The organism is Mycoplasma testudineum (genome assembly GCF_002245785.1).
GTDB lineage: Bacteria > Bacillota_I > Bacilli_A > Mycoplasmatales > Metamycoplasmataceae > Mycoplasmopsis_B > Mycoplasmopsis_B testudinea.
On record NZ_NNCE01000007.1, the window covers coordinates 18385 to 41505 of the forward strand.

The 23121-nt window shown below is 28.2% G+C and carries 16 protein-coding genes and 5 tRNA genes; 4 read left to right on the forward strand and 17 right to left on the reverse strand.

Features of this window, described 5'->3' with window-relative positions; all coding sequences use genetic code 4:
- Positions 1 to 353 precede the first annotated feature (353 nt).
- Genes CG473_RS03380 through CG473_RS03405 form a run of 6 tightly spaced genes read right to left on the reverse strand, consistent with a single transcriptional unit; the run spans position 354 to position 13552 of the window.
- On the reverse strand, positions 354 to 2885 hold the full coding sequence (locus CG473_RS03380) for a periplasmic substrate-binding domain-containing protein (protein WP_094254911.1): 2532 nt from the start codon (positions 2883 to 2885) through the stop codon (positions 354 to 356).
- A 12-nt stretch (positions 2886 to 2897) separates the two neighbouring features.
- A complete protein-coding gene (locus tag CG473_RS03385) occupies positions 2898 to 8441 on the reverse strand; it encodes a PDxFFG protein (protein WP_133509998.1) in 5544 nt (1847 codons plus the stop codon).
- A gap of 13 nt (positions 8442 to 8454) precedes the next feature.
- Complete coding sequence (locus tag CG473_RS03390) at positions 8455 to 9861, reverse strand: ABC transporter ATP-binding protein (RefSeq protein WP_243720106.1); 1407 nt, start codon at positions 9859 to 9861, stop codon at positions 8455 to 8457.
- On the reverse strand, positions 9861 to 11531 hold the full coding sequence (locus CG473_RS03395; protein WP_094254913.1) for an ABC transporter ATP-binding protein: 1671 nt from the start codon (positions 11529 to 11531) through the stop codon (positions 9861 to 9863). The genes CG473_RS03390 and CG473_RS03395 overlap by 1 nt, the downstream gene beginning before the upstream one ends.
- A gap of 1 nt (position 11532) precedes the next feature.
- Positions 11533 to 12528 (reverse strand): ABC transporter permease, encoded by a 996-nt coding sequence (locus tag CG473_RS03400; RefSeq protein ID WP_094254914.1) that lies wholly within the window; start codon positions 12526 to 12528, stop codon positions 11533 to 11535.
- Between the two features lies 1 nt (position 12529).
- The gene (locus CG473_RS03405; protein ID WP_094254915.1) at positions 12530 to 13552 is read right to left on the reverse strand and encodes an ABC transporter permease; all 1023 of its coding nucleotides are present in this window, start codon (positions 13550 to 13552) and stop codon (positions 12530 to 12532) included.
- Positions 13553 to 13838: 286 nt separating this feature from the next.
- Between CG473_RS03405 and CG473_RS03410 the strand changes: the two genes are divergently transcribed.
- Positions 13839 to 14276, forward strand: coding sequence for a hypothetical protein (locus CG473_RS03410; RefSeq protein ID WP_133509997.1), 438 nt, complete (start codon positions 13839 to 13841; stop codon positions 14274 to 14276).
- Here CG473_RS03410 and CG473_RS03415 read toward each other — a convergent pair.
- From CG473_RS03415 to hpt, 10 genes are all read right to left on the reverse strand, one after another.
- Positions 14273 to 14485, reverse strand: a complete 213-nt coding sequence (locus CG473_RS03415) for a hypothetical protein (RefSeq protein ID WP_094254917.1) — start codon at positions 14483 to 14485, stop codon at positions 14273 to 14275. The two genes, CG473_RS03410 and CG473_RS03415, sit on opposite strands and share 4 nt — an antisense overlap.
- A 2-nt stretch (positions 14486 to 14487) precedes the next feature.
- Positions 14488 to 15306, reverse strand: coding sequence for a tRNA pseudouridine(55) synthase TruB (gene truB, locus CG473_RS03420; protein WP_094254918.1), 819 nt, complete (start codon positions 15304 to 15306; stop codon positions 14488 to 14490).
- Positions 15307 to 15456: 150 nt separating this feature from the next.
- Positions 15457 to 16830, reverse strand: a complete 1374-nt coding sequence (locus CG473_RS03430) for a dihydrolipoyl dehydrogenase family protein (protein ID WP_166623202.1) — start codon at positions 16828 to 16830, stop codon at positions 15457 to 15459.
- A 222-nt stretch (positions 16831 to 17052) separates the two neighbouring features.
- Positions 17053 to 17520 (reverse strand): hypothetical protein, encoded by a 468-nt coding sequence (locus CG473_RS03435; protein ID WP_094254921.1) that lies wholly within the window; start codon positions 17518 to 17520, stop codon positions 17053 to 17055.
- Between the two features lie 125 nt (positions 17521 to 17645).
- Positions 17646 to 17730 (reverse strand) — tRNA-Leu (locus CG473_RS03440).
- Between the two features lie 20 nt (positions 17731 to 17750).
- Positions 17751 to 17826: transfer RNA gene (locus CG473_RS03445), tRNA-Thr, on the reverse strand.
- 4 nt (positions 17827 to 17830) lie between these two features.
- A tRNA-Val gene (locus CG473_RS03450) sits at positions 17831 to 17906 on the reverse strand.
- Between the two features lie 4 nt (positions 17907 to 17910).
- Positions 17911 to 17986: transfer RNA gene (locus CG473_RS03455), tRNA-Glu, on the reverse strand.
- A gap of 1 nt (position 17987) precedes the next feature.
- Positions 17988 to 18062: transfer RNA gene (locus tag CG473_RS03460), tRNA-Asn, on the reverse strand.
- 163 nt (positions 18063 to 18225) lie between these two features.
- Positions 18226 to 18786 carry a hypoxanthine phosphoribosyltransferase gene (hpt, locus tag CG473_RS03465; RefSeq protein ID WP_094254922.1) on the reverse strand — a complete coding sequence of 187 codons (561 nt, stop codon included), beginning with the start codon at positions 18784 to 18786 and terminating at the stop codon, positions 18226 to 18228.
- Between the two features lie 153 nt (positions 18787 to 18939).
- Between hpt and ftsY the strand changes: the two genes are divergently transcribed.
- From ftsY to CG473_RS03480, 3 genes are read left to right on the forward strand one after another with little or no spacing between them, the layout of a single operon-like run.
- On the forward strand, positions 18940 to 20100 hold the full coding sequence (gene ftsY / locus CG473_RS03470) for a signal recognition particle-docking protein FtsY (protein WP_094254923.1): 1161 nt from the start codon (positions 18940 to 18942) through the stop codon (positions 20098 to 20100).
- Positions 20093 to 21082: a UMP kinase gene (pyrH, locus tag CG473_RS03475; RefSeq protein WP_341799056.1), complete on the forward strand. Its 990-nt coding sequence runs from the start codon at positions 20093 to 20095 to the stop codon at positions 21080 to 21082. The genes ftsY and pyrH overlap by 8 nt, the downstream gene beginning before the upstream one ends.
- Positions 21082 to 21633 carry a ribosome-recycling factor gene (locus CG473_RS03480; protein WP_094254924.1) on the forward strand — a complete coding sequence of 184 codons (552 nt, stop codon included), beginning with the start codon at positions 21082 to 21084 and terminating at the stop codon, positions 21631 to 21633. Before pyrH ends, CG473_RS03480 begins: the two co-directional genes overlap by 1 nt.
- Positions 21634 to 21735: 102 nt before the next feature.
- Here the strand turns inward: CG473_RS03480 and CG473_RS03485 are convergent, their stop codons facing one another.
- Entirely contained in the window at positions 21736 to 23121 is a 1386-nt protein-coding gene (locus CG473_RS03485) for a leucyl aminopeptidase family protein (protein ID WP_094254925.1), read from the reverse strand.

The following is a 23121-nucleotide window of genomic DNA, read 5'->3' on the forward strand; positions in this document are numbered from 1 at the left end:
CAATGATTTTTTAATAACAATGAAAGTTAATTTTTTAGATTTTTTTCAATACCATTTTTGCACTTTCCGTATAATCATTTAATGGGTATAAGTTATTGGTAAAATCATGTTTTTCCCTTTTGATATGAATTGTAATTTGCCCCCTAAAAGAGAATCAACGCTAAGCTCTCATTTGTTTTTTTCATTTAGTTTTTAGTTCAGTTAAATTATTCCTCTTAATTTAATCGCTTTCCTTAATCACTTTCATACAACGATTCTCTTTGCACCGTCTTAAGACGGTGTTTTTTTTAATATTTTTGACAAAATTAAAAAAGACCAAGGACAATCCCGGGTCTTTTAAAAGTAAATATACACTATTCTCTAGTTGTTGGTAAACCAGGAATAGGTGGGTAATTTAAATCATATGCAAATTGTAATGAATATGTATATGTACTTGATACTCCGCCTAATCTAGTGATTTCTCATTGAGTGTCGATTTCCATCATTGGAATTACTGGAACAGCATCTTTTACAATTTTTTCATAAACAGTAATTAATTTAAAATTCTCATGTTCATTTCAACCAGCTGCTTTTTCTTCATCACTAAATTGAAACGCAAAGAATGAATTAACTCTATCTTTGAATTGCTGAGTTGTTTCAGAATCTTTTTGAGTTGATAATTCTTTAATTTTATCTCATTGATATTTTTCAACTTCTAAACGCACTCTAGTTTCTTCATCAATATTTTCAGAAGCTAATTCATCAAAATAAGTTCGGTAGGTTCATGAACCAGCAGGATTTGTTCTAAATCCAGTAGTTTTTTGATTGTTGATTTCGATTCCATCACTAAAGAAGAATGTTTTTATATATGAATCATATTCAGTACCAAAGTAATCGAAATTTTTAAATGTTAAATCAAATTTACCTTCTGCACTATATTGTTCAAAAACATTAGCAGGATAACCTTTTATATCAATAACAACATAATCACCGAAAGCCTTTTTAATTGCATCTTGAATTGAAATTCCGGCTTTAATACCTATGTCACTAGAATCATAAACGTATTGCAATCTAACTTGAGAAACATTAGGGTTTTTTCTTTTATATAAATCAAGATAAAACCTTGCTGTTTCTAAGTCAAAATTATTGTCACTTCGATCAACGTTTTCAAAAGTAAATCCTTTTGCTAAGTTATCTTGGTATGGAATAATTTGTAAAGGGAATTTTTTGCCATCTTTTGAAGTAACTTTAACATTTTCAAAATATTGTTCTAAAGCAACTCCTCTAGAGTTTTTAGCATTACCAAATCCTGTTCAAACAGAAACTGGAAAAGAAGTATCTAAACCAACAAGTTTTAAAGCTTCTTCACGATTCATTGCATATCATAAAGCACTTCTAAAATCACTATCTAATAAAGCGGGTTGACGGTTTGTTTCTTTATCAGCATTTATTTGAATTGCAATTGTTCCAAATCCAGTTTTTTTGTTCATTAATTTACGAGTATCTTTATTTGCTCAAAATTGATAAATGTATTCTGTTGGTATATTTGTTTGACTTATATGACCGTCATTAAATAAAGAAGCATTAACAGTTTGTTGAGTTTGGAAAAATATTTTAATTCTATTTACCATTGTTTTAGAAGAAGAATAATATTTTTCTCTTTTAGTTAAAATAATGAATCCTCCATCACCTAAAGCAACGGTTTCTGGATCAAACGGACCGTTTCAAATGAATGTTTCTTTTGATGAACCAAACAATTGAATTCCTCCAACTGATTCAACAAATTTTCTGCTAATTGGTTTTAATCTACTTTCACTTAAAGCATTAGCAAATGAAAAAAAGTTAATTGGATTGTTTTGTTCAAATTCATAACGTAATTGTCATTTATCTTGAGCATAAGCAGCTTTTGTACCAACGATATTATCATCAGAATCAAATTCTCATGTTTGTCTTGGGTCTGCATATCTATTAGTTGGCTTTTTTAAGAATTCTTCTAAATTTCTACCACTTGGTAATGTGTTTAAATCAACTGGACCAAAATCACCTGTGTAAATTCCGAATCCTTCAACAGCTGCTTTAATTGCAGCTACTTCTTTTTCGTCATTTTCCGATTGACTTTCTCAACTACCAGGTTTGTAAAAATCAATTTCTACTTCATTACCATTTTCATCAATTGATTTACGACCGAATGGATCAAGATAAGGCTTTTTATGAATTTTAATATATTCATTTTGTGCATCAACAATGGCTTGAGAATTTTTAATATTTAAATTTAAAAAATCAACAAGTAACTGGCTACCAGTATTTAAATCCAAAATATATTGAGCAGCGTCTATAAAATCTTGTGGTGTAACTGGATCATTGTTACCTGGAGCATTTTCATTAGCTGTACTTCAAGTAGATTGGCCATCATTCATTCTTAATTTGAAACTATATACATCGTTAGTACTTGACATTAATGCAATTGAAGAAGCTTCATCACTAGTTGTGGCTGCACCAACACCAACTGTGTAATTGAAATTACTAAAAGGATAAAATCTACCTTGTAAATCTTGGATGTTGCTGGGATGAACATAGTTATCCAAATTATTTACATCTATTGTAGAAATAGCTAAGTTTAATGTAGGCATACCAATAAGATTTTTAACTTTATCAGTTGTACCAGATTTCATAAATCCTTCAATAAAAGAAGGCATTATAATGAAAGTATTTTTATTTTTTAAATAATTCAAATTGTTTAATGGTGCAGTTGAAAGTCCAACATCGTATGTTAGTCCATTGTTAGTTCTATTTTTAACTACTTCAGTACTTGGATTAACTGAATTACATGCAGCAATAGTTGCTAAAGTTGCAATAGAAGCAATTGAAAGTGCACCTAAAATTAATGATTTTTTTCTAAATATCATAATGTCTCCTTTCTATAAATTGAATTGATCTACTAAATAAAATATCAATTCACCTTTTTCATTTAATTTTATTTTTGTAGGACTTTGACGTTCTGTTTTACCGTTTTCCGAAATAACAGTTCTTGAACCAATTGTTAAATAATTTTTTAATTCATTTTTATTTTCATCAACAAAATAAATTTTGTAACTACTATCAGGAATTAATAAAGCATCGTTATATTTAGCAAAAACTCCATAATCAGAAATTCAACTTCTGTAGCCTTCATCTTCTAAAGTTTTTTTACTACTTGGATTAGATTGTTCTTGGTAATAAAATAGATTACTTGTATTATTAAAATTAACTTTTAAATATTTAACAGTGCCATCTTTTTCGTTTTCAAAAGCTAAATGAGTTATTTTTTCAGCTTGTTCTTTTGTAACAAATCCTCACATTACATTTGAATCAGTATCTTTATTTCGATAAATACCAGTAATAGTTCTATCTCCGACACCTTTTGATCTAAGAAGATACATTCATGTAGCTTCTGCTCTATTTGTTACTGTTTCATTTTGAAGGTTTTTTATTCTTAATGAATCATCTTTAATTGACATTCCATTATCATCATAAATTTGTCAATCAACAACTTCTTTTTGTCATCTATCTTTAAAGAAACCGTTATTTAAACTGTTAACAATTCCAAAATAACTTGATCTAATAATTGTATTTGAACCGTCAGTATTAAAACTTGATAATTGACTTAATTTATTTGCTTGTTTTGAGACATTATTAAATAAATTTTGAACTGCACTTCTATAATTTGAATAATCTGCAGTTGATGAAATTTTTACTATAGCAGCTAATGCATCGGTAATTGATTTAGTAGAAAGTTTAGCTAATTCAGTTTCTTTTAATGTTTTTAAAGTATTGTATCGAGAAACTGTATTTTGGTCCTCGGTTGGTAAAATTTCATTAGACATTTTTGTGTTTAATAAAGTTATGTAAGCTGCTAAATTAAGTGAATCAACTTGCAATTTTATTTTTTCTTGTCCATCGTCTAGTGTAGCAATTTTAGCATCAACTTCTGCTTTTTCATTTGTGTATTTAGTGATTGACTCATCAATAACTTTTTGTAATTCTTTTTGTTCATTTTCAGCTTTAGCAATTTCAGCAAGGGCAGCAATATTAGCTTGATTTTCAGTATATGCTTTTAAAGCATTATCATATGCTTGTACCAATGGAATTAAAGCAGCTGCTCCATCTTTAGTTACTTGTCTAGCAGAATTAACTAAATCTAATCATTCTGTATTTAATGTCTTAAATGAATCTGGATTTTTAACAGGTGAAAGTTGACTAAAAGCATTTGAAACTTCAATTGCAGATAAAGTGTTTGGCTTATTGTTAGCGCTTCCAGCAAATTTTGATTGACTTGAAGATCAAATTTTAGTTGATGAAGGATCTAGGAAATATTCAAAACCAGTATTTGCTTCAGAAGCACCAGAAAGATATGTAGGTAAATTGTGTAAGTCTTTTTTATCTGGAGCATATGTGATTTGAATGTAATCTCTTGTTAAAGCTTCAGCAATTGTATAAACATAGTCGGTAAAAATTTGACTTATATCTGTATTTATTCTATCAACGTTATATGCTAAAGCATCACTAGATGGCTTTGTTAAAATTTGTGGATTTATAAATGCTTTTTCTAAACTTGCTGGGGCAAAAATATCATCGGCATAAACTAATGCTCCTGAAAATGTAAAGTAGTCAAAAATTCTCATTTTTTTAGAATAATCAGAAGTTATATTATTTGCATCAAATTGTTTTTGAAAGGCAGCTTTAATAGTTGATCCGTTTATGGTTCCGCTTTGAGTTATATCTTGATTTTCAACAGATTTGAATCCAAAAATTGGATTAGTGTAATTATATAAAAAATCAAAGTTTTCACCTAATTCAGCATTTTTAACATAAACGTTGAATGCTGAATTTCTATATAATCCCATTACAAAATTAGCTAAAAATTGTTTATTTTCAATATTAGTTAAAAATTCATTTTTTTCAGTTTCTAAAACAATTCCATCAGTTACTAATTTATCTATATTTGTTTTATAAGCTTGTAGTAATTTAGTTAGATCAAATTTAGTTTCAACATATGCAATATCATAGTTAACAGTACTTGTAGCAGCATCGTAACTTATTTTTGTAAAATCTAAAGATAAGAATTCAATTGCATCTCTAAGGTTTGAAAATGAAGAATTTGTAAATGAATCAAATACAGCTAAAGTAGTTCCATTTGTTTCACTATTTAATGCACCTTTATTTATATCAATACTTGTATATCTATTAGTTGCACCTTTTAAAATTATTGGCATAGTTGAACCTGGAACTCCAGTTGTACTTCTAGATTCAAAAAACATTGTATTACGATTTAAGATATTAACAAATGGCATCGGTATTATTCCGTTTAGTAATTCTTTAATTAAATCTCTTTGGTCATAATAAATTTTACCGTTAACAGTATTTGGATTTGCAAAATATGAATCAATAGAACTATAATTAGCTATTTGTGCGTTTCTTATACCGTTTACACTTGCAAGTTGTCCGCCATTAACAAAGTTTAAAACAGAATTGTAGTTAGTTCAATAATATAAATTTCCGGTGGTATCATGAACAGCTAATTGTAAACCTATATCTACTACAAGTTTTGAAAATCCTTCTAGTTCTAGATCGTTTCAAATTACTGCAGTATGGGGAGCTTTACGAAAATCATAATTTCGGTCTGCTCGTAAAGCAGCTACATTTTCTGTTGAAGATTGAGTTCTTATTCAACCAGTGTAAGTATTTTCAATATCTGGATTATCGCTAAAATATTTTACAAAATAATCTTTAGTTGCTTTTTGATAAATACCAGCTGGATCTTCACTTGTTAAAGCAATAGTAGGTTGATCAATTAAGAAAGTAGAAGATGTATTTCAACCATTATTTGAATAATCAATTTCAACAAGTCTATTTATTGTTGAATGAACTTGACTAATAATTTCTAAATCAGCAGCACTTAAAGATTGTCCAACTGGTGTGGAAATAATAGGACTTCCATCTTTATTGAAAATGTTAATTGATTCAATTACGTCAGTATTATTTCCTTCTTCATCTTTTTTAACTGTAACTATAATTGGACTATTTTCTTCATCAAATTGAATTGGATTTCCTTGTCCATCTTTTAAAAATGATTTAGCATTTTCAACTGAAGCAAGAACAAATTTAGGTTTACCATTTTCATCGTATGTAAAGTATTTAGCTTTACCACTTATACTTGGATTTAATGTTCCTGAATGAAAGTCAATAGCATTTAATAAAAATAAATCTGATAGTTTTAGACCTCGTAAATTAGCTGCTTCTTGTAGACCTTCAAAATCTTGTAAAAATCTTCTTTGTTTATTAGATAAGGTTGTAAAAATATCTGAATCATCTTCACTACCAAAAACCATTTTAGTATCTTCAACAACTTCGTTACCATTATTATCAATTCAACTAAAAGCAGGGAAAGCACCGCTTCCATCTCTAGTGATGTTTTCTAATTTAAAATCAATTTTTGAAGTTCTTGCTTTTAAATATAAATTAAAAACATCACGATTGTAAAAGCTTTCATAAGACATTCCAGCACGCGTGCTTATACCACCTAAAACTGCATTTTCAGTTTCGGCAACATCTTTAATATTTTGTAAAGTTGTATGATGACCATATTCGTGTGCACCAACATATTTTAAGAATTCTGCACCTACTCCTTTGAAATTAGGATCAGTTGCTTGAAGAAGATATAAAAATGAAATTCTATCTGATGTTGCTAATCCTTTGTACGAACCAGTTTCAATGCTAAATTCCATTTCTCCTTGATCATTAATTTTCTTAACTAAATGCTCACCTTCAAATGATTTTAATAAGTGTGGATATTGTCTTTGAACTTTATCAATTAAACCGTCATATACTTGATTAAATAATGAAAATTCTCGATAAGGTTTATTATCTTTTCTAGTTTCTACTTCGCTTTTAATTGTATATGGATTAATATGACGAATATATTTTATCGCTCGACTAAAATCATCAATTAAATCAAGTTCACTTTGACTAGTTGCATCTGCTTTGAAAGTATATGTTTTTTTAGTTTCGCTATTAGTTGTTGCTTCTAATTCAACGGTTAATATTTTATTTGCTAATGTTAAATTCTTAATTATAAAAGATGTTAAATTAGCCGCTGAATAAGAAGTACCTAAAACATTAGAAGCACTTAAAGCTGAATCGAAAAATCTTAATAATGAACCATCTTCATATATTTGAATTGTATCTCCTATATATTGACCAATATTTGCAATATATCTAAAGTTTACAAATTTAGATGTGATTGTATCTTGAATTTTTTCTAAAGCAAAAAGTCTCTCAGTATTAACTTTATCAAAAGCAAAATCACCAATTGAAATTTTTGAACTAAAACTAGATTCATCATTTGTAAATGTCAAATTTAATTTAGATGTAGAAACAACATCAGAATCAACTATATTATCGCCATTATTAGCTGAATCAATCGAAATAGTAGAAAGTTTAGTTTTAATTAACTTAGATGAATCAAACGTTAAATCTGGATAATTTTCATTAAAAAATTTAGTTGCTTCTTCTTGTGTTTGTCCGGCTAAAATCAAGTGTTTGATTCCGTAGCCACTCACACCATCAGATTCTAAATATAAATAAACATCTAAATCTTTAAATAAATTTAAAAATTGAATATTTCTAAATGTTGCTGTGTCCATTGCATCTGCATTGGCTTTTAAATTTGCTAAGGCATTCATTAAATTTACATTTTTTAAATACGAATTTAATTCATCAGTATTCATAAAGTTTTTGTTTAATTGTTGCAATAGTTTATCACCAGCATTTGATTGACCACCTATTGTTGAATACAATGGAAGGGAACCAAAAAATGAATCAGGATAGAAAACAATTTGAGCATTTTCTTTATTTGCATTTGAATGAGCACCTAAAGTAATATTGTTACCATTTAATACAACATTTTTTAATATGCTGAAACTATTCATTGTTATAACATCTGGTCCTCATGCAACATCATTTTTAAATCATTCTACATAATCATAAAATTCAGTTGGAGCAATAACTTCAGTGTAATAGTTTTTGAAAAATAGAGGGCCTATTTTTACTATCTGAATTGGAGTTTCATTATTGTATGTTTTGATGTAATGACTATTAAATTCAGCATACGACATTGTTGAAACACTAACATCTTCATACTTGCTTAAAATATCAAAATTAGATTCAACTAGTTTTACTTCTGTTCCTGCTTTATTCATAATAGCAACAGGCAATTCATTTATTGGATCAACAAAATAATTAGCAAGTTCTGTTTGTGAATAATTAATTACATCTGGGCTAGCATTAGTTTTAGCATCACTATTGTTTGGATATTTTTGATTTACAGCATTGTAAATAGCTACTCCACCAACAATAGCTCCAACTCCAGCAGATAGTGCTGCAGCTGCTACTAAATATTTACCTCACGTTGGAATTTTTTTCATAAATACTCCTTTTTTAATAATTACCATTTTTTCATTGGTTAAATTCTTCATGTGTTGCCAAAATGAAATGGTCTTGGCTAATTTGAATTCATTCTGGTTGTATTTTGTCTGTATATTTATGCATTTCAGGATTATAAACATAACCAATTAATGAACCTTGCTTAGATTCTAAAGAAGGGATTGCATCTAGAAGAGATTTAGTATATGGGTGATATGAATTTTTAGCAATATCATGTGATTTACCAATTTCAACAATTCGCCCTTTATACATTACTGCGATTCTATCTGATACATATTCAACCATTCTTAAATCGTGAGCAATCAATAACATTGTTAGGTCATATTCATCTTTTAAATCATTAAAAATATTAATAACTTGAGCTTGTATACTTACGTCTAAAGCTGAAATAGGTTCATCAGCTATTAATAATGTTGGTCTCATTACTAATGAACGTGTAATACCAATTCTTTGTTGCTGTCCTCCTGAAAATTCTAGAGGGTATCTTTCTAAAACTGAACTATCTAAACCAACTGATTTTAGAGTGTTAATTATTCATTCTCTTTTTTCTTTACGAAGGTTAGAAGATTGCAAATTTTTTACTTCAGTTTTTGAAACTGCTAAATAAGCAGCTATTCTTTTTAATTCAATACTTTCGCTATCTTTTGAAAGTGCTTTTATTTTGGTATTGAATTTGCTAAATAAAAATTCGATTGCTTGATTAGTAGAATTTTTATTTAATTCTTCAAGATTTTTTAAATTTCAATTAAGTGTATTTTCTAAATTGTATTCTTTGATTTTTTCATCTAACTTTAAAATAATTTCATCTATTTTCATTTTTAAAAAAAGACTTTTTAAATTTGTTAAATTATCCAAACCTTCTTTTGTGATTTTGAAAATATTTTTATGTGGATTCAAACTTCCAGCTGGATCCTGAAAAATCATTTGAATTTTATTAATCAAAAAATATCTTAAATCTTTTTTGATTCTAGATCTTTTTTTAGGAACACTTTTACCAAGTACTTCCATTGAACCAAAAGAACGATTAACTAAACCTGCAATTACATTTCCCATTGTAGATTTACCACTTCCAGATTCACCTACTAAACCAAGAATTTCACCTTTGTAAATATTTAAAGAAACATCTTTAACAGCTTTAAATTTACGAAAAGCGCTACCGTAGTTAACATCGATATGACGCAATTTTAAAACTGTTTGTTTTTGTGATTCTGCTTCGGTAAAACGAGCTTCTAAATTTTTAACAACCGGTCGATAAGCAACACCATATTTACCTTTAAGTTTATCAAATCAGCCTTCAGGTTTTTCAACATAAACATTACCAAGTGAATTGATATTTTCTAAAGAAATTTCAGATTTAGAAAATAAATTTGAAAACATTTTTTTCAATTTAGATAATGGCATTACTTATCCTTTCTTAAATTATTTTTAATTAAATTTTTTAATTGGCTTGATGTTTTAATAATAAAATTCTGACTTCTTATATCGTTTTGTTTTTTATTATTTATGTAATCATCTTTATCGATTGCTAATCTACTTGTAAAAGATGAAATAGCACTTTGACTAAATTGACTTTTAACTAAAAGAGTAGGTCTTAAAGCTTCTTTAATTTCTACTAAACCTTCTTGTGCAATTTTTTGTGGATTACCTAATTTTGATTGATTCCATTTTTCAAAAATAATTGAAGGTGGAATTATTGAATCTGCTTTTTCATTGTAAAGTCATGAACGCACAAAATGAGTTGTACTAAAATAAACTGAAGGCGGTTCTAATTCGAAATCAATATCTAATGCATAATCATTTCTAATCGCAAATGCATCACCTTTAATCTTATTTAATGATGAAGGTACATTACCTCTAATAGTGTTTAATCTTTCGGAATTATTTACATCGGGCATCGATGTAATAAGACCTCATGTATATGGATGTAGTGGGTATTTTAAAATTTCTTCTCTAGTACCACTTTCAACAACTTGACCAGCATACATAATGCTAATTCTATCTGCGATCGAAGCAACAACTCCTAAATCGTGGGTAATAAATAAAACCGAAATTTTAAATTTACTTTGTAAATCCCTAACAACATCCAACACTAAAGCTTGAACTGTTGGATCTAGAGCAGTTGTGGGTTCATCCATTATTAAAACTTTAGGACGCAAACTAACAATAGCAGCTATGACAACACGTTGCATCATTCCACCAGATAATTCATGTGGGTAAAGACTCATAACGTGTTCAGGATTGCTAATTTTTGTTAATTTTAAATATTCAATAGCTAAATTTTTAGCCTCTTTTTTAGAAGATGCAATTCCATTTATTAACATTCCTTCCATGATTTGTTTTCCAATTTTCATTGTAGGATTTAATGTTGACATTGCATTTTGGAAAACTGCGGAAACAATTTTACCTCGATAAGTAAAACGTTCTCAATCTTCTCTATTAAAATGTTGCACTTGATTATTGAACAATCTTACAGATCCACTTTCAATAACCGAATTATCACCAGTAAGACCATATAAAGTCGAACAAATCACACTTTTTCCTGATCCAGATTCACCGATTATAGCGTGAACTTCACCTTCGTATAATTTTAAACTTGTCCCTCTAATAACTAAATTTTTCTCATTTGGTCTAGCCGGATTTTTGAAATATAAAACCAAATTGTCAACTTCAGCAACTATTCTTTTTTGTTCTCCATTTATAGTGTCATACTTAGCATTTTTTTCAAAATTTTCTCAGTCAAAATCTTGAATTTTTCTAGAAGGTTTAATAAATTTTTTAACTACTGGAACTTTTAACAATTTCTTTTTGGTTGCAGAAATACTTTGCGTTACAAATGTTGTAGTTTTCGTAAGTTTACTTACTTCTTTATTATTTTTTGTAGCTTCATTTTTAACATCATTTGGAGCTTTAAAAACAGTTGAATTTTCTTTTTTATTAGTAACTTTTTTAGCTTCTGAATTTTTGGCACTTATTTCAGAAGTTTTATTATTTTTGCTTTTATTTTTTGGAGTAATTTTTAGTAATTCTCTGACAGATTGAATTTCTTTTTTTTCTGTATTATTTTTTGCCATATTATCTCTGTCTTCTTAATGCATCTTGTGTTGCATTACCAAATAATTGAATTGATGTAGTTAAGGTTACCAATATAAATGAAGGAATTAAAACATAACGAGGATACAATGTAACAACGTTTGCTCCATTTGTAATTAAATTCCCCAATGTAGCGGTATTAGGTAAAGATAATCCGATAAATGAAAGGCTAGTTTCAGCTAGTATAGCGCCAGGAATTGAAAATACTAATTGTGTTATCAAAATCGGAACAACTACAGGAATAAATGATTTTAGTATTTTTCATTTTGGAGTACCTAAAACTATACTTGCTTTAACCCATTCAAGTGAACGAGCTCTTTTTACTTGAGCTCTAATTTGATTCGCACTACCAATTCAACCATTTATAGTTAAGGCACCAACAATTGTAAAAAAGCTTGGTTGAAAAACTATTGTTGCCAATATCATAATAATTATTGTTGGCACATTTGATAAGATTTTTATTAAAAATTGAAAAATTCTATCAAATGTATCAGAATAACCCATCAAAATTCCAATTGTGATTCCAATTGTTACATCCAAAATTGTAGCAACAAATGCAATGGCAAGACTGAATCTTAAACCTCATCATAATTGCGCTCATAAATCTCTACCTAATGAATCGGTTCCTAAAAAGTGATCACCACTGAATCAAGTTAAATAACGAGTTTGCGGATTTAATAATGTTGGATCAGCTGTTGTAAAAGGAATTATAAGAGCAGCAATTAATAAGAACAAGAAAATAATTACTCCGAAAACTCCACCTCAGTTTTGACTAAACCTGTTAACAAATTCTTTAATCGGTTGACTTTTTGAACCCATTTGGTCAACTTCGCGAATATTTATAATTGCGTTAGCTAATTTAAATGCAGAATATTGAAAAGGGGTTGCAATTTTATTTGGCGTATAAATTTCGCTAACTAAACTGTCTATATCAGTTTTAGCAATATTTTTATGTTTGCTATTTTTTAATAGTGCCATTTTAATGACCTCCTCTTCTAATTCTTGGATCGATCAATCTATATAAAATATCACGACTTGTATATGAAAGTATTGTTAAAAAAACAAATACGATTGTTAAAAATAAAACAATTGAAAAATCTTGCCCTTGTATTGCGTTTAAAAATAATCCACCAGAACCAGGTATTGAAAATATTTGTTCAATAAATAGTGAACCTATAAATGAACCTAGAATAACACCTGGGAAAAATGTTGCAATAGGGAATAATGAAGGTTTTAAAGCATGCATTCAAACAAATCTATTTCTGCTTACACCTTTTAAATATGCAAATTTTGCATGCATAGAATTTAGTTCTCGGTTCAATTCTGTTCTTATGTAGCGAACATAGATAACTATCGAACCTAATGATAAAGCTAATACTGGCAAGATATATGTTGCAAAATTAGCTTGATCAAAAATATATGGTATTCCTATTGATCTTCCGATTAATAATAAAATCAATGAAAAAACTATTGATGGAACTGAAACTAAAACAGAAATTAATAATGTTGAAGCATTATCTAAAAGTCCACCTGGTTTTCTACCAACAAGAATTCCTAGTGGAATTCCTATTAATATAGTTACAAATACCGAAATAATACCAACAGAAAACGAAGTTCCAAATCTTTGTCAAATAAACTGACTTATTTCTACAGTTGGAAAAATAGATAAACTAATTCCAAAGTTTCCCTGAAATAAATCTCCTAAATATTTTAAGTATCTTTGACCTAATGGTAAATCCAAACCATATTTTGCTTTTATAGCAATAGCTTGTGATTCACTTAAACCCGATGTCAATGAAGTAGAACCGGGAACTGAACCCAGTAAGAAAAATACTATTGTTACGACTATGAAAGAAATAACAACAAATTCAATTAAAATTTTTAGAGCGGTAAAAATTGCTGCTCAATAGCGATTTTGAAAATTGAATATCCTCGCAAGTGGGTCATCTACTTTTTCTATTTTAGTTGAATGAAATAGTATTTTATCTTCATTCAATATCATACACTCTCCTTATAAATAAAAAATGGGCATAATTACGATTAGGCCCATTGTGTTTTTTGTTAAATAAATTAAATTATTGAAAACCAAAGACCTTTACTACTCGTTTCGCGAATAGTAAATTAATTTTAGTAGCTTGTTGCATATAGCTGATTTTCATTAATTTAGTTACTAACATATTGCAATTATACATCAATAAGGCAAAATCGACCGTTTTTTTAGTTACTGTAAAAAAACACTTTTTTGTCAATCTTAGCTTTTAAATTGTAATCATGTATTATTAAATAATATGAGCAAAAAACATAATGATCACGTAAAGAAATTTTTTAATATGTCCTATTATTTTTGATTATTCGGATTACTGTTTTTTGAATTAGTTTTATTTTTAATTACTTATTTTGTTAGTAAAAGTGTTAGTGATTCTTATTTAAAAATTACTTCGGCAACATTTTTAATAGTTGGTTCACTTTTATTATTACCTCATCTTTATTACTGATTAAATCAAAAAGTTTTTAATAGTAAACGTTTTAGTGAAAACAATAGAAACATAAAATTCAAAATTAAAAAAAGCGATGAAAGATTAATCGACCGCTTTTATTTAAATGTTGAATACAACAAGCACAACTTACGTTATGCGCAAATAAGAAGTTGACTTTGATATATTGCAGTTAGTTTAATTCCTGTTATTGTTGCATTTATTATTGGTTTTACATTATCTTTTGTTTAATGAATTAAATCGTATTCCAAATCATTTTCTTCAAATAATGTTAAAAAATTTTCTTCTCTAATTAATGATTTATCATAACGGATTATTAATATAAAAGATAGGTCATTACTTGTAAAAGTAACTAAATTTTTTTTTACTCAATCATTCAAAAAAATTTGAGCTTTTTTAAATTCGCTTTCGGTTCTCATTTTAAATTTAACTGTTCACATTCTTATTCCTTATTTAGTAAAATTCTTTTCTTTAATTTAACAATTCCGTTTTGAACTTCAATTACACCGATAATACTTTCATCATCTTTATAAACATAAATTCCATCTTCTATATTTAATTTAGTTTTTATACCATTATGAATTGTATTAATTGATTCCTTATCTAATGTCAAAATAGGTATTTCTAGTAATTCTCTTAAGGGGATAATTCCTAATTTATCTTTATCCAATTTTCCTAATTTAGTTCTAGTTAAATGTGTCATAGTTGCAAATGTTTCAAGTCTTAAACCTATTTCATGAACTAACGAACGGATATATGTTCCTTTACTAACTAAAACATCAAATTTGATAACTTGATTTTCAAAATCAAATTTCAAATTTGAAATACTTTCTATTTGTACAGTATTGGGCTTAATTTCAAAATCAATTCCTTGTCTTGCTAATGCATAAGCTCGTTTACCATTTATTTTTCTGGCACTATATTTTGGGGCAACTTGTTCAAATTGTTTAGGTATAGAATTAATGACTTGGATAACATTATCTAAATTTACTTTTTTATTTGAAGAATTTACAATTTCGCCTTCTGAATCATATGTAGTTGTTGAATAACCAAGTGTTGCTTCAACATAATACTGTTTCAAGGAATTATCAATATATGGAATTCATTTTGTGTCTCTATCTGTTGCGACAATTAATAAACCATCAGCTAATGGATCCAATGTTCCTGTGTGACCAATTTTTTTTATGTCATTTTCTCTTCTGAATTTTGAAATTGCAGAAAATGATGATTCACCTTTTTCTTTTCAAATTAAATAAAACATTTTTTAATTATACTTGCAATTTGAGATGTCCCATTTATTCTAAGCCATTTAATTTTAAGTAATTGTTTTGCTTTAAATATATTAGTTCCAGGGATATTAAAGTTTATTTTAGTGATTAAAAAACGAACTCAAGAGTTCGCTTTAAAAAATTTATTTTTTACCGAAGTAGTGACTTGCAAGTGCATAATAAATTGCTTCTGCAATAGTTGGATGTGTATAACCAATTGTCATTAAATCTTTTAATTTAATTTTCCCGCTCACTGCTAAAGCAAGTGTGTTAATGATTAATGATGCACCATCTAAAATAATATGTGCTCCTAATAAAGCATCTTTTTTAGGATCAATTAAAAGTTTTAAAAATCCAAATTTTGTGTTTTGTTCAGCATGCATTCTTGGAAGATTACCTGCACCAACTTTTAAGACTTTGTACTCAATTCCTTTATCTTTTAGTTGCTTTTCATTTAGTCCTACTGAAGCTACATCTAAGGATAAATATAAACTTGATGGAATGTGATCAACATTTACTTTATCTATAGGCATTCCCATTAAATTTTGAAATACTGCATCACCCATTCTGTAGGCAACAGATGAAAGCATTTTTTTACCAGTAACATCTCCTAAAGCAAGAATGTGTTTTTCTGAAGTAACTTGATTTTCATCAACAATTATGTTTCCTCTTTGATCTAGATCAACTATCCCTTTTATCAATTCGCTATTTGCATGTCTACCAACTGCAGCAAAAAATTTATCAGCTTCAAAAACTTGTTTTTTACCTTGAATTGTTGTTACTAAGTTTAATTTTTCGTCAAACTTTTCAAATCGAACTTCAGTTAAAATTTTCACTTTTGATTCAGATAACATGTTCTGAATTTCTTCTCGTAAATCAGAATCATATGCAGGCATTGCTACAGCACCGTATTCTAATAATGTAACTTCTGTTCCTAAGGTTGAATAAAAGTAAGCAAACTCAAGCGCAATAATACCAGAACCAATAATTACTAATTTTTTAGGCAATTCTGATAATTTTAAAGCAGAAGTAGAGTGGATTAATTTTCCTACTTTAGCTGCTTCATAAGAATTTTCAACACTAAATTGGTTACTTCTTGAACCCGTTGCAATAACAAATTTTTCAGCACTAATTTTTGTACCTTCTAAATCAATAGTGTGTTTATCAATAAATTTTGCAGTTTTACCTAAAAATACTTCAACACCTGCACCACTTAAAGCATTAGCGATTGCGCCATTTAAAGTTTTTGAAATATTAGCAGCGTTTTCAACTATTTTTTCTAGTTTATGGTGATATCCTGAAGCATTTAATCCAAATTTTTCAAATTCCTTTGATTCACCAATTAATCTAGCACTATTTATTAATGATTTTGTTGGAACACAGCCAATATTTACACATGTTCCTCCTAATTTATTTCTTTCTATAATAGCTACTTTTTTGCCATTCATTCCTAATCTAGCTGCTAAAGAATATCCTCCTGGACCAGCACCTACAACAACAACATCATATTTTTTCATAATCATCCTTTACAATATGTTTAAATTTTATTACATTAAAATAATAGTACTATTAAAGTAAAAAAGTGAAAAAATGTGCTTAAAATTGCAAAATAATATGTTTTTGCTAAATTTTTAAAAATTTTAACTTTTGTTTATTTAAAGATTAACTATTAAATTTAGTCATAAAAGTTAATAAAAAAAACGGTTCATGCAATTTACAAAACCGTTTTGAAATGCCAGTTAAGAAATTTTTCTGGCCATTATATGTATGAAAGAAGTGGTTATCAATAAGATAAATATGATTATAGGCAAAGAATAACCTAAGAATTCAATTGAATGAATGTAAGACAAACCACTAAGTAAAAAATAAGAAAGAATAGAGATTAATTGAAAAAATAAAAGAAATCTCAATAACAAAAAAAGATTTTTAAACGAAAATAACATAAATAAGGTTCTTATTCCAATTATTAATATTGTTAATCAAGCTCCACTATCTGCAACTAATTTAAAAACTAAGAAAAGATTATCGACGATAAAAATTCTTAATTCTTCTGGAATAGTTGATGGGATATTTCAGCTTAAAATTCAATTACGAACATTTTCTTCTTGACTAAGTAAAACTATAGAAAAAATTAGAAAAATAGTAGCAAATATAATTGCGATTAAATTTCCTCTAGCTCGCTTTTTAAATTTTTTAACATTAAACATATTGAAATTATAACCTTCAAAAAAGCTCTCCTGAGAGAGCTATTTTGGCCATTAGTGAGGATCGGAACGCATTAAGCATTGAGAAATAAAATATAAATAAAAAACAAACGAAATCACTAATGATATGGTGCACGAGGAGGGACTTGAACCCTCACGCGATAAAGCACTGGTGCCTAAAACCAGCGTGTCTGCCAATTCCACCACTCGCGCTTGTGGTAGCTTCCGCTATATGGTGCCGACTGTCGGAATCGAACCGACGACCTACTGATTACAAGTCAGTTGCTCTGCCTGCTGAGCTAAGTCGGCAAAATGGTGGAGAATGAGGGGCTCGAACCCACGACCCACAGCTTGTAAGGCTGTTGCTCTCCCAGCTGAGCTAATTCTCCAAAATGGTGACCTATACGGGACTCGAACCCGTGAATGCATGGATGAAAACCATGTGTGTTAACCGCTTCACCAATAGGCCGTGGCGCCGATTACAAGATTCGAACTTGTGACCAACTGGTTAACAGCCAGCTGCTCTACCACTGAGCTAAATCGGCACGGTATTTGCATTTAAAGCTACATTATTATATAGATAAATTGCACCTTGTAAATAAAAAAAATTAAAATTTAACACCAATTAATTTATGAATTTTTTATGTAGTTTTTAAGCTAAATTTGCAATAAAAAATATCTAAATAATAGATACTCCTTTATTGAAATTTATAAATATTTTTTATTAAATACTCCTATGTAAGGAACATTTCGATATTTTTCTTTATAGTCAAGTCCATATCCAACTAAAAATAGTTTTTTATCTAAAACAAATCCACTTTTATCAGGCACAATTGCTTGCTTTCTAAAGTTTGGTTTATCTACTAATGTTAAAATTTTAATTGATTTAGGTTGTCTAGATTTAAGTAAATCCATTACTTTATTTAAAGTAATTCCGCTTTCAACAATATCTTCAACAATCAAAACATCTTTTTGGAATATATCTGTTTTAAGATCTAATATTATTTTTACAGAACCACTTGATTTATCTGCACCTTCATATGATGAAGCGATCATAAAATCAATGGCATGGTCGGTATTTACATTTTTGATAAGTTGAGCTAAAAACGGTAAGCAACCTTTTAATAAGCCGACGATAACTAATTCTTTTGAGTCTTTATAAGTTTCATCAACTCAAAGCGCTAATTCTTTAATGCGCTTTTCTATTTGATCTTCAGTGTAAACAACTGATTCAAAGTGTGGGTGTAATTCTTTTATTTCTTTATTCATAAAAAAATTTTAACATTTTTTATTTTTTTAATTAGTGGTAATTATTTTTTATATTTTTTTAGTAAATAAAATTAGCATAAAGTGGTATAAATAGATTTTTGCATTCCTTTCATTAAAATAATTACAATTTCTGGTATAAAATATAATTTAATTATGGGTTTTTTCAAGAAGTTAAAAGATAAGCTGTTCACACTTAAAACAGATGAACAAAAATTAGAAGAAAAAAATGCTAAAGTTGAAGCTAAGCTTGCAAAAAAAATGGCTAAATCAACTCCAACTAGAAACTTGGAAGATGAACAATTAAAATTAAAAAAAGTTCAAGACAAATTAGCAAAAGAAGAACAAAAAGAAATTGAAAAAAATACTAAGGTTGAAAAATTTGTAACCGGTTTAGCTAAAAGCAATAATTTATTTTCTAAAGCTTTATTAGATTTAGAAAAAAATCACATTGTTTTAGATGAAGATTATTTTGAATCATTAGAAGAAATTTTAATAATGTCAGATGTAAGTTTAAAATTAACACAAGTTTTACTAAACGAAGTTAAGCAAACAGTACGAAGACAAAATATTGAAGATCCTAAAATGGTAGCTGAAATCATTATCGATAAAATGTTCTTGCTATATGCAAATCAAGATGACATAAATACAGAATTAAGTTTTGATCCAACTAAAATGAATGTTTACATGATGGTTGGAGTCAATGGAAGCGGTAAAACTACTTCTATAGCTAAAATTGCTAATTTATTTATTAAACAAGGTAAAAAAGTTTTAATAGCAGCTGCTGATACTTTTAGAGCTGCAGCAGCAGAGCAGTTGCAAATTTGAGCGCAACGTGTTGGTGCTGACATTGTTGTAGCGCAAAAACAAAATCAAGATCCTGCTAGTGTTGTTTTTCAAGCATTAGAAAAAGGTAAAAATGAAAAATATGATTTAGTTATTATTGACACTGCCGGACGATTACAAAATAAAGTTAACTTGATGAATGAACTTGAAAAAATAAATCGAATAGTTGAAAAGTTTATTGAAAGACCTATTGATGAATCACTTTTAGTTTTAGATGCAACAACTGGACAAAATGGTATAAGTCAAGCAAGAGCTTTTAATGAAGTTACAAAACTAACCGGAATCGTTTTAACTAAAATGGACGGTACTTCAAAAGGTGGAATTGTTTTAACAATAAAAGATGAATTTAATTTATATGTTAAATATATTGGTCTAGGTGAAAAAGTTGATGATTTATCAGAATTCGATTTAGATGCATTCATTTATGCAATGGCCAAAGATGTAATTGAAAGTGAAATTAATAATGCCTAAATTAAATAAAGAAGAATATTTCCATTTGTTTGATACTTATCAAAGTTTCTTACCCCAAAGTCAAAAGAATGTTTTATCATTGAGTTGATATGAAGATTATTCTTATAGCGAAATTGCACAAATCTTAAATATTAGTAAAGCTGCTGTTGCTGATGCTTATAAAAAAGGTTTAGCAAAATTAGTTGATATTGCAGAAAAATTAAATGATGGTAATTCGGAAATAGAAGTCGATAAAGGTGAAAATATGAAGTTGAATACAAAATATAAAAGAGTATTAATTAAACTTTCTGGTGAAGGATTAGCAAATAAAACTGATAGTTTATTAATTGACAATAGATTAGTATCTAGAATTGCAGAACAATTGAAAAAATTAGTTGAAGCAAAATTAGAAATAGCAATTGTAGTTGGTGGCGGAAACTTTTGAAGAGGTTCTTCAGCTGAAAAAAATGGAATTCCTAGAAATAGAGCCGATTACATCGGAATGCTAGCAACAGTAATGAATGCTTTAGCATTGCAATCTGGTTTTGAAAAAATTGGTTTAAAAGCAAGAGTGCAATCATCTTTAAATATTGATAATAGAGTTGCTGAAAATTATATTAATGAAAAAGCAATAAAATATTTAGATAATAAAGAAATTGTTATTTTTGCAGGCGGAACAGGAAGACCTTATTTTACAACAGATACAGCTTCAACATTATTTGCAAGTGAAATAAAAGCTGATGCTATTTTAATGGGTAAAAATAATGTAGATGGAATTTATTCAGCAGATCCTTTAATTGATAAAAATGCAACTCACTATAAAACAATAACTTATGACAAAATTATTGAAGATAACTTAAAAGTTATGGACATTACGGCTATATCAATGGCTAGAGATAATAATTTAGATATTGTTGTATTCAACCTTTTAGAAAAAGATTCAATTTATCGTGCAATTACAGACCAAATTACATTAACTAGAGTTGTTAAAGGAGACAAATAATGGATTTTGATTTGATTATGCTTGAGATGCAAGAAATGATTGATGAAAAAATGAATCATTTTGAAAAGCAACTATCAAAAATTTCAACTGGGGCTGCAAATCCAGCTATGCTGCGAGGAGTAAAAGTTTTATATTATGAAGAATTAACACCACTAGAAACTGTTGCAACAATTTCGGTTCCTGAAGCAATGCAATTACTAATTAAACCTTTTGATTACGAATCAGTTAAAGATATCATGAAAGCATTAATGAATTCTGGTTTAGATATAAATCCAGTAAATGAAGGTGATAAAATTAGAATCACATTTCAACCTTTAACTACAGATCGAAAAAGAATGATGGTTAAGAATGTTGCTAAATTAAGTGAAGAAGCAAAAATTGGAATTAGATTAGCTAGACAAAATGCAAATCATGCAGTTACAAAAGCTGAAGATTTATCTAAAGATTTAGCCGAAAATTATAAAGAAGAAATCCAAAAACAAACTGATAAATGAATTCAAAAAATAGTCGACATAACTAAAGAAAAAGAAATTCAAATAATGAAAGTTTAATTTCAAATCATAATGCTCAATTTATCAATGGGCATTTTTTTAATTAAAAAACTCCACATTAATTCGTAAGAAATTTGTGGAGTTTTTAAGTATATTTAGTAACTACTTTGAAGCTAAATATTGGATTAATGTTTTTGTCATTACTGCGGTAAAATCATCACCAACTTTTGCTGTACCTGCAATGTCAATGTGAATGTGTTTTACGTTCTTATCTTCTTTTTTAACAAATTCATTTAAGAACATTGCAGCACTAATTGAACCACCCATTTGATAATCTGCATTAACTAAATCGGCAACTTTTGTTTTCTTTGTTGCTTTTAGAAAAGCAGGATCAAAAGGTAATCTTCAAATATTTTCATTTACTTCTAAAGAAGCTTTTTTGAATTTTTCAAAATCAGCATCATCGGTTGCAAAAACACCTGTATAAGTATCTCCAAAGGCAATTTTAATTGCACCAGTTAATGTTGCAATATCTATAATTTCAGTTGCATTTAAATTTTGGATTGCATAAGTAATTGCATCAGCTAAAATTAATCTACCTTCAGCATCTGTGTTTGTAATTTCAACAGAAATACCACTTTTTGAAATAACAACATTATCTGGTAAGTTTGCATCTCCATTAATTCTGTTATCAGTTAAAGGAGCTACTGCAACAAAGTTCTTTTTCAAATTCATTCTTGAAGCAGCAACAACTGCAGCAACAGCAATAGCAGAACCAGACATGTCATATTTCATTGTTCGCATTCCTGTTGATGGTTTAAGACTATAACCACCTGAATCAAATGTTATACCTTTACCAACAATAGCAGTTTTTTCTTTACTATTTGGATCACCCATGTATTCAATTACAACTAACCTTGGTTGATAAACTGAACCTTTATTAACTGATAAAAATAAATTCATATTTTCTTTTTCAATTTCTTGTTTATCTAAAACTGTAACTTTAACATTTTTAGCTTTAACTTCAGCTAATTGTTTATAAACATCTGCTAAATATTCACTATTAGCTATATTTGGAGGTGTAGATTGCATTGTTCTAGCAAAACTTACTGCTTTAGCCATTCTTAAAGCTGAACTAACGTTTGAGTCTTTAATAGAATCAGCTTTTGAACTTAGTAATGAAACATGGTATTCTTTTTCATCTTCATCTTTTTTGCGTTCTGTATATAACTTATCAGAAACATAATCATATGAAATAATAGCTTCTTTTAAAACTGCTTCTAATTTAATGTTATGAGTTACAAATGAATCAAGGTCTAAGGTAATATCTTTTGATAATGTAGAAAAAATAGTTCTTAATGCTTTAACCAATCTTCAAGTTGTAAATTTTTCTTTTTCAGCTAAATAAATATATGCTGTTTTTTCTACAACATGTTCTGTGATTTCATATAGTCTTTTAACAATTTTATGTTTTTCAGCTTCTTTACTAAAGATAGCTTTTAAGACAAGATTTTCATTCTTAGATTTTAGTAATTCTAAATTAATCAT